15 protein-coding genes are annotated in these 14,203 nt (G+C 67.7%); 10 read left to right on the top strand and 5 right to left on the bottom strand.

The window, feature by feature from the left end; translation table 11 throughout:
- Positions 1-193 precede the first annotated feature (193 nt).
- The 10 genes from C556_RS24045 (at position 194) to C556_RS0105450 (ending at position 9,699) form a co-directional block, all read left to right on the top strand.
- On the top strand, positions 194-1,807 hold the full coding sequence (locus C556_RS24045) for a flagellin N-terminal helical domain-containing protein (RefSeq protein WP_018747214.1): 1,614 nt from the start codon (positions 194-196) through the stop codon (positions 1,805-1,807).
- A 141-nt stretch (positions 1,808-1,948) separates the two neighbouring features.
- Positions 1,949-2,563, top strand: coding sequence for a guanylate kinase (gmk, locus tag C556_RS0105410; protein ID WP_026262831.1), 615 nt, complete (start codon positions 1,949-1,951; stop codon positions 2,561-2,563).
- A 75-nt stretch (positions 2,564-2,638) separates the two neighbouring features.
- A complete protein-coding gene (gene rpoZ, locus C556_RS0105415) occupies positions 2,639-2,848 on the top strand; it encodes a DNA-directed RNA polymerase subunit omega (protein ID WP_018747216.1) in 210 nt (69 codons plus the stop codon).
- Positions 2,849-2,867: 19 nt separating this feature from the next.
- Positions 2,868-5,057, top strand: coding sequence for a RelA/SpoT family protein (locus C556_RS0105420; protein WP_018747217.1), 2,190 nt, complete (start codon positions 2,868-2,870; stop codon positions 5,055-5,057).
- Between the two features lie 111 nt (positions 5,058-5,168).
- Positions 5,169-5,372, top strand: coding sequence for a sulfur carrier protein ThiS (gene thiS, locus C556_RS0105425; protein WP_018747218.1), 204 nt, complete (start codon positions 5,169-5,171; stop codon positions 5,370-5,372).
- A gap of 49 nt (positions 5,373-5,421) precedes the next feature.
- The gene (locus C556_RS0105430) at positions 5,422-6,213 is read left to right on the top strand and encodes a thiazole synthase (protein ID WP_018747219.1); all 792 of its coding nucleotides are present in this window, start codon (positions 5,422-5,424) and stop codon (positions 6,211-6,213) included.
- 61 nt (positions 6,214-6,274) lie between these two features.
- Positions 6,275-6,724: a GNAT family N-acetyltransferase gene (locus C556_RS0105435; RefSeq protein WP_018747220.1), complete on the top strand. Its 450-nt coding sequence runs from the start codon at positions 6,275-6,277 to the stop codon at positions 6,722-6,724.
- A gap of 199 nt (positions 6,725-6,923) precedes the next feature.
- Positions 6,924-7,610, top strand: a complete 687-nt coding sequence (gene trmB / locus C556_RS0105440; RefSeq protein WP_018747221.1) for a tRNA (guanosine(46)-N7)-methyltransferase TrmB — start codon at positions 6,924-6,926, stop codon at positions 7,608-7,610.
- A 134-nt stretch (positions 7,611-7,744) separates the two neighbouring features.
- Positions 7,745-8,359: an LPP20 family lipoprotein gene (locus C556_RS19435; RefSeq protein ID WP_018747222.1), complete on the top strand. Its 615-nt coding sequence runs from the start codon at positions 7,745-7,747 to the stop codon at positions 8,357-8,359.
- Entirely contained in the window at positions 8,356-9,699 is a 1,344-nt protein-coding gene (locus tag C556_RS0105450) for a flagella assembly protein FlgT middle domain-containing protein (RefSeq protein ID WP_018747223.1), read from the top strand. The genes C556_RS19435 and C556_RS0105450 overlap by 4 nt, the downstream gene beginning before the upstream one ends.
- Positions 9,700-9,799: 100 nt before the next feature.
- On the opposite strand, the gene C556_RS21480 is transcribed toward C556_RS0105450, so the two are convergent.
- The 5 genes from C556_RS21480 to C556_RS21485 form a co-directional block, all read right to left on the bottom strand.
- Entirely contained in the window at positions 9,800-10,501 is a 702-nt protein-coding gene (locus C556_RS21480; RefSeq protein WP_018747224.1) for an SPOR domain-containing protein, read from the bottom strand.
- Positions 10,498-11,244 carry a type III pantothenate kinase gene (locus tag C556_RS0105460; RefSeq protein WP_018747225.1) on the bottom strand — a complete coding sequence of 249 codons (747 nt, stop codon included), beginning with the start codon at positions 11,242-11,244 and terminating at the stop codon, positions 10,498-10,500. Before C556_RS0105460 ends, C556_RS21480 begins: the two co-directional genes overlap by 4 nt.
- 14 nt (positions 11,245-11,258) lie before the next feature.
- Positions 11,259-12,215: a biotin--[acetyl-CoA-carboxylase] ligase gene (locus tag C556_RS0105465; RefSeq protein ID WP_018747226.1), complete on the bottom strand. Its 957-nt coding sequence runs from the start codon at positions 12,213-12,215 to the stop codon at positions 11,259-11,261.
- 92 nt (positions 12,216-12,307) lie between these two features.
- A complete protein-coding gene (gene hslV, locus C556_RS0105470) occupies positions 12,308-12,862 on the bottom strand; it encodes an ATP-dependent protease subunit HslV (protein WP_018747227.1) in 555 nt (184 codons plus the stop codon).
- Positions 12,863-12,966: 104 nt separating this feature from the next.
- Positions 12,967-14,154, bottom strand: a complete 1,188-nt coding sequence (locus C556_RS21485) for an STAS domain-containing protein (protein WP_157235888.1) — start codon at positions 14,152-14,154, stop codon at positions 12,967-12,969.
- Positions 14,155-14,203 lie beyond the last annotated feature (49 nt).

Genomic DNA, 14,203 nt, shown 5'->3' on the forward strand with positions numbered 1-14,203 from the left:
CCGCGATGTGCCAAAGCTGCCGTAACCCCCGGTCCAGCCCGGCAATTTCCGCTCAATTCTCCTTTACGTGCTTGGCATGGGATTTGCTAATCCTTTCAGCAGGGAATGGCACCCCGGGTGCCGCCGCCAGGTTCGACGCCAATCGGGCGACGCGGGCCTCGGTCTGCCGCCAGTGCGTCAAGGAGAATGAGCGATGCAAGTCATCAACACCAACGTTCCGTCGCTGAATGCTCAGCGCAATCTGAACACCTCGCAGAACGACCTGAACACGTCGTTGCAACGGCTGTCGTCCGGTCTGCGTATCAACAGCGCCAAGGATGATGCCGCCGGTCTGGCGATCTCCCAGCGCATGACCTCGCAGATCCGCGGTTCGGATCAGGCGCAGCGCAATGCCAACGACGGCATCTCGCTGGCGCAGACTGCCGAAGGCGCGTTGTCCCAGATGGGCGACATGCTGCAACGCATCCGCGAACTGGCGGTGCAGGCCGGCAATGCCACCCTCAGCAACAGCGACCGCGAGGCGATCAACGCCGAAGTAGCGCAACTGACCTCCGAACTCGACCGCACCGCGATCACTACCCAGTTCAACGGTCAGAAACTGTTCGACGGCACCTTCACCGCCGCCACCTACCAGGTGGGCGCCAATGCCAACGAAACCATCACCGCCACCACCGCCAACCTGCGCACCACGCAGTACGGCACCTACCAGACCGGTAACGGCAACGGTACCGGCGCCAAGACCATCAGCAACTATGTCACCGGCTCGACCACCTACGCGGCCGGCGCCACCGGCACGGTGAACGTGTCCGGCGCCGCGGTGACCAGCGCGGGCACTTTCAGCATCAACGGCGTCAGCGTGTCGGTCACCGGCTCCGACATGGCGCGCGACATCGCGGCCAAGATCAATCAGGCCGGCGTCGGCGTGAAGGCCACCGCCCGTACCGAGACCACGGTGTCGCTGGGCAGCGGCAGCTTCAACCTGGTGGTCGGTTCCAAGAGCGAAACCTTCCAGTCGGTGTCGTTCGAAGTGGACGACGCCAACAGCAACGGCCAGATCGATGCCGAGGAATACGAGCAGGCGATCAGCGCGTTCAACCAGAAATCCGCGCAGACCGGCGTGACCGCGCAGATCGATACCTTCCAGGATGCCAGCGGCACCGTGACCTACGGCATCAAGCTGACGGCCGAGGATGGCTCCAACATCGTGCTGAGTTCGGCCAGCGGCGTGGCCAGCGGCTTCGGTGGTTCGATCACCGCGTGGAACTTCGACCCGGTGGCGTCCACCGGCTCGGCCCAGTTCATGACCAGCGGCTCGGTGTTCAGCGCCGGGGGCAGCGGCTCGGTGGCCTTCGCCGGCCAGGTGGTGCTCAACTCGTCCGAATCGTTCTCGGTGACCACCAGCGGCGCGGGCTTCGCGTCCGGCGTGATGTTCTCCGCCACCACCAACAACGCGGTGTTCGCCTCCGGCACGACCAACCAGGCGCAACTGAAGACGGTGGAAAAGCTGGAAGTGAGCAGCGTGGAAAAGGCGACCCAGGCGCTGCGCATCGTCGACGACGCGCTGACCTCCGTCAGCGACCTGCGTGCCCAGTTCGGCGCGTTGCAAAGCCGGTTCTCCTCGACCATCGCCAACCTGGCAACCACGTCGGAAAACCTGTCCGCCGCGCGCAGCCGCATCCAGGACACCGACTTTGCCAAGGAAACCGCCAGCCTGACCCGTGGGCAGATCCTGCAACAGGCCGGTACCGCGATGCTGTCGCAGGCCAACCAGCTGCCGCAGCAGGTGCTGCAACTGCTGCAAGGCTGATCGCCGCCATCGTCGGCAAAAGGGGCGGCAACGCCCCTTTTTTCTTGAGGTTTTCCCCGGCCCGCACCGCTTCGGGCCGGTACTGTTTTCACGCACCGATCATGTGCTACCCTGCGTGTAGTTTTCTTACGGATTTTCGTGATGGCGAGAGGAAATATCTTCGTGGTCACCGCGCCCTCGGGCGCCGGTAAAACCACGCTGGTCGCGGCGCTGCTGGCTGCCGACCAGAACGTGCAGTTGTCGATTTCCTTCACCACGCGCGCGCCGCGTACCGGCGAAGTGCACGGCAAGGATTACCACTTCATCGACCGCGCCGAGTTCGAGGCGATGATCGCCGCGGCCGACCTGCTGGAGCACGCGCTGGTCTATGGCAACTATTACGGCACCTCGCGCCGCTGGATCGAATCGGTGATCGACAACGGCCGCGACATCCTGCTGGAGATCGACTGGCAGGGCGCGCAGCAGGTCAAGCGCATCTTCCCGGATTCGGTCGGAATCTTCGTGCTGCCGCCGTCGATCGACGCGCTGGAGCAGCGCCTGCGCAGCCGCGGCAAGGACAGCGACGAGGTCATCGCCCAGCGCATGGCCGCCGCGCGCGAGGAAATGAGCCATTTCGACGAAGCCGACTATGTCGTGGTGAACGAGCACATCGACGAGGCCGTGCGCGACATCGTCGCCGTGGTGCGCGCCGAGCGCCTGCGGGTGCGCACCCAGCGCATCCGTCACGGGGCGTTGCTGGCGGACCTGAAGGCCTGAAACCGCTTCTGTTACAATCTCTCGAGGCGCGTGCGCTCACCGCGTACGCGCGACCGTTTTGAAAAGGAATCCAGCATGGCTCGCGTGACCGTAGACGATTGTCTGCCCAATATCCAAAACCGTTTCGACCTGACCCTGGCCGCCGCCTATCGCGCCCGCCAGATCGCCAACGGCTCCACGCCGCAGGTGGACGCACCCGGCCGCGACAAGCCGACCGTGCTGGCGCTGCGCGAAGTGGCCGCCGGCCTGGTCAGCCGCGACATCCTGACCCGCAACCGGGCCTGATCGCCAACAGGTGAACGTCATGGAACCGGTGGTGCTTGCCGCGGCCGACGTGCCGGAACTCGCCGGTTCCGCGCCGGGGGTGCTGGATGCGGCCAACCGGTTCCTCACCCATGACACCGCCTACCTGCGCCCCGAGGATCGCCTGTTCCTCGCCGGGGCGTTCAAGTTCTCCGAGGCCGCGCACCGCGGCCAGATGCGCCGCACCGGCGATCCGTATATCTCCCATCCGCTGGCCGTTGCGTCGATCCTGACCGCGTGGCATCTGGACGCGCAGGCGCTGGCCGCCGCCCTGTTGCACGACGTGATGGAGGACACCGGCGTCTCCAAGCTGGAGCTGACCGAGAAATTCGGCCGGCATGTCGCCGAGCTTGTCGATGGCATGAGCAAGATCGACAAGCTCGAATTCCAAAGCAAGGAAGAAGCGCAGGCGGAGAACTTCCGCAAGATGCTGCTGGCGATGGCGCGCGATCTGCGGGTGATCCTGATCAAGCTGGCCGACCGCCTGCACAACATGCGCACCATGGAAGCGATGCGCGAGGACAAGCAGAAGCGCATTGCCCGCGAGACCATGGAGATCTATGCGCCGATCGCCAACCGCATCGGCCTGAACAGCATCTACCAGGAACTGGACGACCTGTCGTTCAAGTACCTGCATCCGCGGCGCTACGACGTGCTGTCCAAGGCATTGCGCGCCGCGCGCGGCAACCGCCGCGAAGTGGTCGGCAAGATCCTGGACGGCATCCGCCTCAAGCTGATCGAGGCCGGCATCGACGCCGTGGTCTCCGGCCGCGAGAAGAACCTGTTCAGCATCTATCGCAAGATGCTGGAAAAACACCTGAGCTTCTCCGAGGTGTTCGACATCTACGGCTTCCGGGTGTTGGTCAAGGATGTGCCGACCTGTTACCTGGCGGTGGGCGCGCTGCACAGCCTGTTCAAGCCCATCGCCGGCAAGTTCAAGGACTACATCGCCATTCCCAAGTCGAATGGCTACCAGTCGCTGCACACCACGCTGTTCGGCCCCTATGGCACCCCGATCGAGGTACAGATCCGCACCCACGAGATGCACCGCATCGCCGATGCCGGCGTGGCCAGCCACTGGATGTACAAGTCGGGCGACGAGAGCTTCTCCGACGTGCAGCAGAAGACCCACCAGTGGCTGCAATCGCTGCTGGAGTTGCAGGCCGAATCCGGCGACGCGGTGGAGTTCCTGGAACACCTCAAGGTCGACCTGTTCCCCGACGAGGTCTATGTCTTCACGCCCAAGGGCAAGATCCTCAGCCTGCCCAACGGCGCCACCTGTGTCGATTTCGCCTACGCGGTGCACACCGACATCGGCAACCGCTGCATCGCCGCCAAGGTGAACCACGAGCTGGTGCCGCTGCGCACCAAGCTGAAGAACGGCGATCAGGTGGAGATCGTCACCGCGGCGCACGCCAAGCCCAACCCCAGCTGGCTGACCTTCGTCACCACCGGCAAGGCGCGCAGCCATATCCGGCATTTCCTCAAGACCATGCGCTTCGAGGAATCGGTGTTGCTGGGCGACCGCCTGCTGGCGCAGAGCATTTCGTCGCTGGTGCCGATCGCCCAGCCGCCCGGCGACGAGATCTGGGAGCGCTGGCTCAAGGAAAACAACGTGCGCAGCCGCGACGAGGCGCTGTCCGAAATCGGGCTGGGCAAGCGGCTGCCGCTGGTGATGGCCAAGCGCATGCTGCAATTGTCCGGCCAGTGGTTCGAGGAGCCGACGCCGGGCAAGCGGCCGAACGCCGTGACTATCCGCGGCACCGAGGGCATGGCGATCCAGTTCGCCCGTTGCTGCAACCCGATCCCGGGCGATCCCATCATCGGCTTCTTCAAGAAGGACCAGGGGCTGGTGATCCACACTCACGACTGCCCGCTGCTGTCCGGCGGGCGTGTCGATTCGGACAAGCTGATCGACGTGGAGTGGGATCCGCTGGTGGCGCGCATGTTCGACGTGCCGATCCGCGTGCTGGCGGCCAACGAGCGCGGCGCGCTCGCCGCCATCGCCGCCACCATCGCCGAGGCCGACGCCAACATCGCCTCGGTGGCCACCCACGAGCAGAGCGGCGACGAGCGCTACATGCAGATCCAGTTCACCCTCCAGGTACAGGACCGGGTGCATCTGGCGCAGGTGATGAAGCGGTTGCGCCAGTTGCCGGCGGTGTACCGCATCCACCGCACCCGAACCTGATCCGTCCCGCCGGTGATTCGCAAACTGATGCACGCCACTCTGCGTCGCATCAAAGGCCGCGCATGCCCCCATGCTAGAATTCACGGCGATCAGCTCACCGCAGGACCGCCCGTGATCCAGCTCTCCATCAATGGCAACACCCAGGCATTCGCCGCTCCGCTTTCCCTCACCCATCTCGTCGAACAGCTCGGTTTTGCCGGCAAGCGCCTTGCCGTCGAACTGAACGGCGAGATCGTACCCAGGAGTCAGCACGCCGATACCCAGCTTGCCGATGGCGATACCCTGGAGATCGTGGTCGCCGTCGGCGGCGGCTGAATCCGTTCCGCCCTCCCATTCACCCCCCGTTTTCAGCGAGTACTTGCCCATGACCACCGATAGCTTCCAGATCGCAGGAAAAACCTATTCCTCCCGCCTGTTGGTCGGCACCGGCAAGTACAAGGATTTCGACGAGACCCGCCGCGCCATCGATGCGTCCGGCGCCGAGATCGTCACCGTGGCGATCCGCCGCGTGAACATCGGCCAGACCGCTGGCGAGCCCAGCCTGCTGGATTACCTGCCGCCATCGCAATTCACCTACCTGCCCAATACCGCCGGCTGCTACAGCGCCGACGATGCCGTGCGTACGCTGCGCCTGGCGCGCGAGCTGCTGGACGGGCACAAGCTGGTCAAGCTGGAAGTGCTGGGCGATTCCACCACGCTGTACCCCAACGTGCTGGAAACGCTGAAGGCTGCGGAAATCCTGGTCAAGGATGGCTTCGACGTGATGGTCTACACCTCGGACGATCCCATCATCGCCAAGGAACTGGAGAACATCGGCTGCTGCGCGGTGATGCCGCTGGCCAGCCTGATCGGCTCGGGCATGGGCATCCTCAACCCGTGGAACCTGCGGCTGATCATCGAGAACGCCAAGGTGCCGGTGCTGGTGGATGCCGGCGTCGGCACCGCCAGCGATGCTGCCATCGGCATGGAGCTGGGCTGCGCCGGGGTGTTGATGAATACAGCCATCGCCGGCGCCAAGGATCCGGTGCGCATGGCGCGGGCGATGAAGCTGGCGGTGGAGGCCGGGCGCGAGGCGTTCCTGGCCGGCCGCATGCCGCGCAAGCTCTACAGTGCCGATCCATCCAGCCCGGTGACGGGCATGATCGCCAGCAAGTAGTCGTTCCGGGGCGGGGCCGGGGCCCCGCCGCCCATGTATTTCCAGCTATCCAGGCAATACCATGCGTGTCTCTGTCCGTTACGCCAGCCTCTACGATCTCGATGCCCTGGTGCCGTTGTTCGACGCCTACCGCGTGTTCTACGGCCAATATTCCGACCCCGGCAGCGCGCGCACCTTCCTCGCCGAACGGCTGGCGCACCGCGAGTCGGTGATCCTGCTGGCCGAGCTGGACGGCGAGCCCGTCGGCCTGCTCCAGCTCTACCCGCTGTTCTGCTCGCTGCGCATGTCGCGCATCTGGCTGCTCAACGACCTGTTCGTGGCCGCCGCGCATCGCAGCCAGGGCGTGGCGCGCCAACTGATGGCCAAGGCCGAGGAGCACGCGCAGCACAGCGGCGCCAACCGGCTGGAGCTGTCCACCGCGCACACCAACAAGCAGGCGCAGGCGCTGTATGAATCGCTGGGCTATCGCCTGGACGAAGTGTTTCGCTACTACGCGCTGGATATTGCCTGAGTCGTCACCGCTGGCTTCCCACGCCTGGGCGTGCCACCATCCGGCCCGTCAGGGCTGCCTCGCGGCCCGATCGACGCTTAGAGCCTGTTCAAAGTCTTTTCGCTGTGGTGAAAAGACTTTGAACAGGCTCTAGAATATGCCCTCACCGAGCGCCGCAGCCGTCTGCGGCGCTTTCGTTTGGATCTGACTGGTTGTGACGATGGAAAACCCGCAACATACCCGCCGTATCCGCAGCTTCGTGCTGCGCCAGGGGCATCTGTCCAAGGGACAGGAGCGCGCCCTGGCCGATTTCGGCCCGCAATTCCTGCTGCCCTACGCGGCCCAGTCGCTCGATCTGGATGCCGCCTTCGGCCGCGCCGCGCCCACCATCCTGGAGATCGGCTTCGGCATGGGCGGCGCCACCGCCCAGATCGCCGCACAGGCGCCACAGACCAACTTCCTCGGCGTCGAAGTCCATACGCCCGGCGTCGGCAGCCTGCTCAAGCTGATCGGTGAACAGGCGCTGACCAACCTGCGCATCGTCCAGCACGACGCCGTGGAGGTGCTGCAACACATGCTGTCGCCGGCATCGCTGGCCGGCGCCCATATCTTCTTCCCCGATCCGTGGCACAAGAAGCGCCACAACAAGCGCCGGCTGGTGCAGCCGCAATTCGTCAAACTGCTGGTATCGCGCATCGCGCCCGGCGGTTACCTGCACCTGGCGACCGACTGGGAGGACTACGCCATCCAGATGCTGGAGGTGCTGTCCGCCGAGCCGCTGCTGGAAAACACCGCGCCCGACTATGCGCCGCGCCCCGACTACCGGCCGCTGACCAAGTTCGAGGATCGCGGCCTGCGCCTGGGTCACGGCGTGTGGGATCTGGTGTTCCGCGTGCGGGCGGCGTAGGCGCGGCTCGGGCGGGAGGTCGGCTGCCCGATGGCGCGACAGTTCGTTGGCGTGCCGCTCGTGCTGGAAGGCCGAATCGCCCTGGAGCCGGAACATGCTCTAGACTAGCCGCATTCGCAGCACGCCTTCCCATCATGATGAATCCGCGTCTTCTGGCCCTTGTCGTCTGCCTTGCGCTGGCCGCCTGCGCCAACCCCTTCCGGCAGCAGGTCACCGCCGATACGCCGGTGCCGCCGGTGGTCCTGCCCCAGGTGATCACCGCCGTCGGCTACGGCGCGCCGCCCGCCGGCAAGGAGCTCTCTGCCGCGCAGAAACGCCTGCTGGCGATGCGGGCATCCAAGCTCGACGCCTATCGCGGCCTGATGGAAACCATCCAGGGCGTGCGTATCTCCAGCCAGAGCACGGTGGCGATGCTGACCTTGCAGAACGATGGCCTGCGCGCCTTCGTCGAAGGCTATCTGCGCGGTGCGCGCGTGGTGTCCAGCCGCGAGCTGGCCGACGGCGCCTTCGAAACCACGCTGGAATTGACGCTGGCGCCGGCCTTCCTGCAGGCGCTGGCCGGTGGCGATCCGAGCGCCTTGCCGCCGCCGGTGGCGGTGCCACCGCCCGCCGCGGCCGGTGCCGAAGTGCAGGTCGCGCCGCTGCAAGCCGCACCCGGCTCGGCCGTCGCCGCGGCCGCCGCGGCCGCGCCGCAGCCGACGCCCGCGTTGTCCAAGCGCGCCGCCGCCAACTTCTACTACGCCGAATGAAGCCGCATTTTCGTCTTTCGCTCGGAGCCGTCCTGCTGGCGGCGCTGCCGGTCCTGGCCGAGCCGGTGATCGGCGTGGCGCCGCTGTCGGCTGGCGGCGACGCACGCCAGCAGGCGTTGGACGACGCATTGGCCAATGCCTCGATGGCCAATGGCGTGCAGGTCTACGCGATCGACCAGAGCGACAGCGGCCGGCTGGCGCAAAGTGGCCAGCTGCGCAGCGGCGGCCTGCCCACCAGCTATCGCATCCTGCGCGAATGGCAGGGCAACGGCCTGTACCACATCGAGATCGACCCCAGCTTCGCGCCGCCGCCCAAGCCGGTCGCGGCCGCAGCGCCGGCCCAGCCCGTGGCCACCGCGGCCGTGTCCGCCGCGCCGATGGCGGCGCCCGCGTCGTCGCCCCAGGTGCAGGTGGCGCAGGGCTGCAACGATCCCTACAAGCGCAAGGTGCTGGTCACCCCGTTCAGCGTGCGCCAGCCCAGCCAGGTCAGCGACATCGGCCAGTTCCAGATCGGCTTGCAGGACGCGTTGACCAATCGCCTGAGCCAGCTGGGGCTGTTCTCGCAACGCGGCGCCAACGACATTCCGTTCACCGTCGACCCCGGCCTGTCCGACCTGCGCCAGCAGCCGGACCATGTGCGACGCATGGCGCGGCGCCAGGGCGTGCAGTTCGTGGTGTCCGGCGTGGTCAACGACACCCGCGCCGAAGGCGAGCGCTACACCTATTCGCTGGGCGCCAACGACGTGAAGCAGGGCGAGCGCAAGGCGTCGCTGGCGATTCCGCTGATCGACTTCTTCGTGCCAGGTATCAAGGCCGTGCCGAAACTGCGGCGCTTCGACGTGGAGCTGCTGCTGTTCGACGGCGTGTCCGGCGCGCTGATCGAACGCCGTCGTTTCGACGCCAGCACCGGCGGTAGCGTCACCTTCGCCACCGACGACCAGTTCGGCAGCGGCAGCTTCTACGCCACCGATTACGGCGCGCTGGTGGCACGCCAGGTGGATGCAATGGCCAAGACCGCGCTGGAACAACTGTCGTGCCTGCCGTTCTCGACGCGCGTGGTGCGGGTGGAGCGCGGCCAGGCCTATCTGGATGCGGGCAGCCTGTCCGGCCTGATGCCGGGCGACCGCTTGCAGCGCTATCGTCTCAAGCCCGGCGCGCTGCCGGTGGATGGGCTGGTGGAGGGCGACATGCTGCGCATGGGGCAGCCGGAGGAGCTGGCCGGCACGCTGACCATTGTCCAGGTGCAGCCGTTGTTCTCCATCGCCGTGGCCGACCAGGGGGTGCCCGAGGCGGGCGACTATGCCCGCAGCGGCGGCAAGGCGCGTCCGGCGCGTCGCTGAAGCCGCATTCCTTCTGCATCGCCGACCGGGTGTCGGCGTCAGCCCGGAAAAACGTCGTGCCGAATCGACCTTCAGCCACCCGGTTGAAGGTCGATGTGTTTCAGCAGCCGGTTTCGCTCAACTGCGCGCCGCGCAGCTGGGCGTTGGCGCGGTTCAGCGCGGCGCGCTGCGCCTCGGTCACGTCGCGCAGCAGGAAGCTGGCGGGGCGCAGCGTGTCGTCGCGATCGCGCACCACCGCCGAGCGCACGCCCTGTTCGCGCAGGGTGGTCAGCCGCCGGTCCGCCGCTTCGCGGGTCGAATACACGCCGAGCGACACGGCGTTCTGCCAGCGGCCGCCGTTGTTCACCACGAAGTAGTCCTCGATACCCAGCGCTTCCAGTTCCGCTGCCTTCTTCTTCGCATCCTCCAGCGAGGCCTGTGGCGGAATGTAGACCCACACCTTGGCCTGCTCGGCGCTGTGCAGCGTCTGCACGGTGACCCCCAGCGCGCGCAGGCGGCTGCCGGCGATCTCGGCCTGATCGGGCGAAGGCACGATCCAGCGCAGGCAGACGCGCGAGCCGGCGGCGGCCACCGTGGTCGGCGTGGGAGCGGCCGGCGTCGACGCCGCGTGCGTGTCGGATGCCGTGGTCGGAGTGGGCGTCGGCGCGGGCACCGGCGTCACCTGGCCGGCGGCGACGATGCGCACCTGGTCCGCCTTGACCTCCGGCGCCACCACCACCGCCTGGACCTCGGGCGGTTGCAGGCGGTCGTAGGCGAAGAAGGCGGCGTTGGCCAGCAACAGCAGCACGGCGAGCCATTTCATGGCGCGGGTTCTCCAGAAGAGAAGGCGAGGGCGGCGAGCCCTTGCAGGACGAGATCGTGCGACACGCAATACGGCCGCCCCAGGCGCTCGGCCAGCAGCGGTGCGTCGCCGCCGGCCAACAGCACCAGCGGGTCTTCGCCGCGCATCACCAGCCGGTCGAACAGCGCGGCCACGCTGCTGGCCAACGCGGTGAGCACGCCGGTTTCGATGGCGTCCTCGGTCGAGGTGGGGAAGTCGTGGAAGTGCCCGTCGGCCAAAGGCAGCCGCGCGGTGCCGCTCGACAGCGAAGCCTTCATCATGCGATAGCCGGGCAGGATCATGCCACCCAGGAAGGTGCCGTCCGCGGTCAGGCCATCCACCGTGAGGGCGGTGCCGGCGCTGGCCACCACCAGCGCGCGGTCGGGATATCGGGCGCGGGCGCCGAGCACGGCGGCCCAGCGATCCGGCCCCTGCTGCGCCAGCCGGCGATAGCGATTGGTCACGCCGAGCGCTTCGGCGCTGGGGGCCAGCCAGTCGACGTCGCGCTGCCAGGTGGCCTGGCAGAACGCCTGCAACGCCTGCTTCAACGCCTCGGCGCCGACACAGCAGCCGTGCACGGCGACCGGCGCGTCGAGCGCGCGCAGGGTATCGAACAGCGTGTCCAGTTGGTCCGGCGTGGCATGGCCTTGCCGATGCCAGTCGAAGGCGGCCGAGGCCAACGCCCATTTCAGGCGGGTGTTGCCCAGGTCGAGGAACAGATGCATCGCCGGGGCCGCCATCAGTGCGCGGCCCGCAGGCTCAGATCGCCGCTGTGGACCACCTCTTCGCCGTGCACGCTGCGAAAGCGCAGCGCGCCGTCGTCGGTCACGCCGTCGGCGATGCCGATGCGCACCTGGCCGCTGGGCGCCACCAGCCGTACCGGCTTGCCCTGCCAGGCGTGGCGCGCCTCCCAGCGGGCGCGGAAATCGGCGAAGCCGTGGCTGGCGAAATGGGTGAGCGCCTGCTCCAGCTCGGCCAGCAGGCGGCCCAGCAGTACGTTGCGCGCCACCGCCAGGCCATGGTCGGCCAGCCCGGCCACGTGCTGGTCGTCCACCTGTGGCGCGGCCAGATTGAGGCCGATGCCGATCACCGCGCTGACCGGGCCCATGGCGTCGCCGGCCACTTCGATCAGGATGCCGCCGGCCTTGGCGTCGCCCTGGGACGTATGCAGCAGCAGGTCGTTGGGCCACTTCAGGCCGACGTCCCTGGCGCCGGCGGCGGTCACGGTCTCGGCGACCACGCTGCCCACGGCCAGCGGCAGGCCGGCCAGCGTGGCCGCGCCGCCGGGAAACTGCCAGCACAGCGAAAACATCAGCGAGCCGCCCAGTCGCGCCTGCCAGCGCCGCCCCATGCGCCCGCGCCCGCCGTCCTGCCATTCGGCGGCCAGCACCTTGCCGTGGCCGGGCTCGGCCAGCAGGCGGCGGTTGGTGGAGTCGGTGCGTTGCGCCAGCTCCAGGCTCAGCCGGCTATGCGGCGGCAGCTGGGCACGGATGACGTCGGTGTCCAGCCAGTCGATGGGACGGCCCAGGCGATAGCCGACGCCGTGGCGGCGCTCCAGCTCCACGCCGTAGTGCTCGGCTTCGGCCAGCGCGGCGGAGACCGATGCGCGCGAAAGGGACAATCGTTCGGCGATGCTGGCACCGGAGGTGAAATGGTCGGCGGCGAGGAAACGCAGGCAGGCGAGGGTGTGCGACATGGCGGCGATTGTAGCCGGACGGCCCGCGGCAGGTGTATCGCGGCGCGGTCGCAGTGTGGCGTCCGCGCGCCGGACGGCGCGCGAGCGGGGGCTTACGCGTCGATGGGCTCGGCGCCCAGGCTCTCGATCACGTGGTTCTGGTTGGTATAGATGCAGATGTCGCCGGCGATCTCCAGCGCCTTCTTGATCACCACCTCGGGCGGCAGCTCGGTGTTCTCCTGCAGGGCGCGTGCCGCGGCCTGGGCGTAGGCGCCGCCGGAGCCGATGGCGGCGATGCCTTCCTCGGGCTCCAGCACGTCGCCGTTGCCGGTGATGACCAGGGTGGCGGTCTCGTCGGCGACGATCAGCATGGCTTCCAGTCGGCGCAGCATGCGGTCGGTGCGCCAATCCTTGGCCAGCTCGACCGCCGCGCGGGTCAGTTGGCCCTGGTGCTTCTCCAGCTTGGCCTCGAAGCGTTCGAACAGGGTGAAGGCGTCGGCGGTGCCGCCGGCGAAGCCGACCAGCACGCGATCCTGGTAGAGCTTGCGCACCTTGCGCGCGGTGCCCTTGATGACCACGTTGCCCAGCGTGACCTGGCCGTCGCCGCCCACGGCGACATGGCGCCCGCGGCGCACGGAGACGATGGTGGTGCCGTCGAATTGCTGCATGTGAAATCCCCTACGAACGATACGGGGCAGGTGGGGGCGCGGCGGGCGGAATCAAGCGGCGCCCGCGGCGCGGTACCCGGCGGTGCGGCACCCGCCGGCGCGGGTCAGCGGCGCGGGTGGCTGTAGCGCAGCTCGACCAGTTCGCTCACGCCCAGCAGGTGCAGCAGGCCGGTGACCAGTTCGTTCGGATCGAGGATCGCCAGCACGTGGCCCTGCTGCATCAGCTCCATGCACAGGTTGAGCAACTGGCCGGCGGTTTCGAAATCGACGCGGCGCACGCCCTTGAAATCGAGCACCGGGCTGGCATGCTGCGCGGCGAATTCGCGGATGGTCGACAGATCGGCGGTGGCGCCGCCCACCAGGTCGCCCGCCAGCAGCAGGTGGTCGGGCGCGACGCGGCTGGGTGTCGGCGCGGCGGCCGGCTGCTGTTGTTGCGCGGCCTTCTGCTCCGGGCTGGGCGCCAGCTTGGCGTCCCACGACGGCGGCGATACCTCGAAGGTGACGGCGTAGACGATGGCCAGGTTGTCGAACGCATCCTGGTCGCCGGTGCTTTGCATCACTTCCAGCAAGAGCAGCCAGAACGGCGCCTCGGCCGGGATCTTGCGGCTGGGCTCGATCTTGGCGCGCAGCAGTTCGGCGAACGAGTCGGCCCCCAGGATCTGCAGGCGGGTCTGGTTCTTGCGGGCGCGCGACCAGCAGGCCAGCGTCTCGGCGGCGCCCAGGCTGTCGATGTCGGTGACGCGGCTGAAATCCACGCGGACCACGGCGCCTTTCTCGCACGCCTTGATCAGCTTGGCCGCTTCCTTGTCGCCGACTTCGGCCTTGATCTGTGCCGGGAACGCCACGTAGGCGCTGCCCGGGGTTTCGGCCGTGGCGGCGCGGCGCGGCAGGTCGCGCCATACCGGCGGCGACACTTCGAACTCGACCACGTATTGCAGCGCCAGCTCGTCGTAGGCGGCGCGGTTGCCCTGTTGCTGGTACAGCTCGAACAGCAGGTGCCAGGTTTCGTGGCGGCGGGTGCCCAGCACCGTGGGCAGGATGCCCTTGAGCGCCTCGATGGCGGCTTCGGCCTGGTTGTTGGCGTACAGCACCACCGCTTCTTCTTCGGCGGGGGTGAGGTGGGCGCCGATGTCCTCCACCTCGATGGACAGTTCCTGAAGGTTGTAGGCAGGCGGCTCGCCGGTCGCCGGGGACGGCGATTCCGGGGCTGGGGTGGGGGCCGGCTTGGGTCCCGCTTTGGGGGACTCTGGCTTTTCCGGCTCGTTGTCTTTCTTGCGGAAGAAGGAGAACACGGCTGACCTTGGCGCGCTGCGGCGCGCGCCTGAGCAAGTGGATCGAATT

It is taken from the genome of Chitiniphilus shinanonensis DSM 23277 (assembly GCF_000374805.1).
Taxonomy (GTDB): domain Bacteria; phylum Pseudomonadota; class Gammaproteobacteria; order Burkholderiales; family Chitinibacteraceae; genus Chitiniphilus; species Chitiniphilus shinanonensis.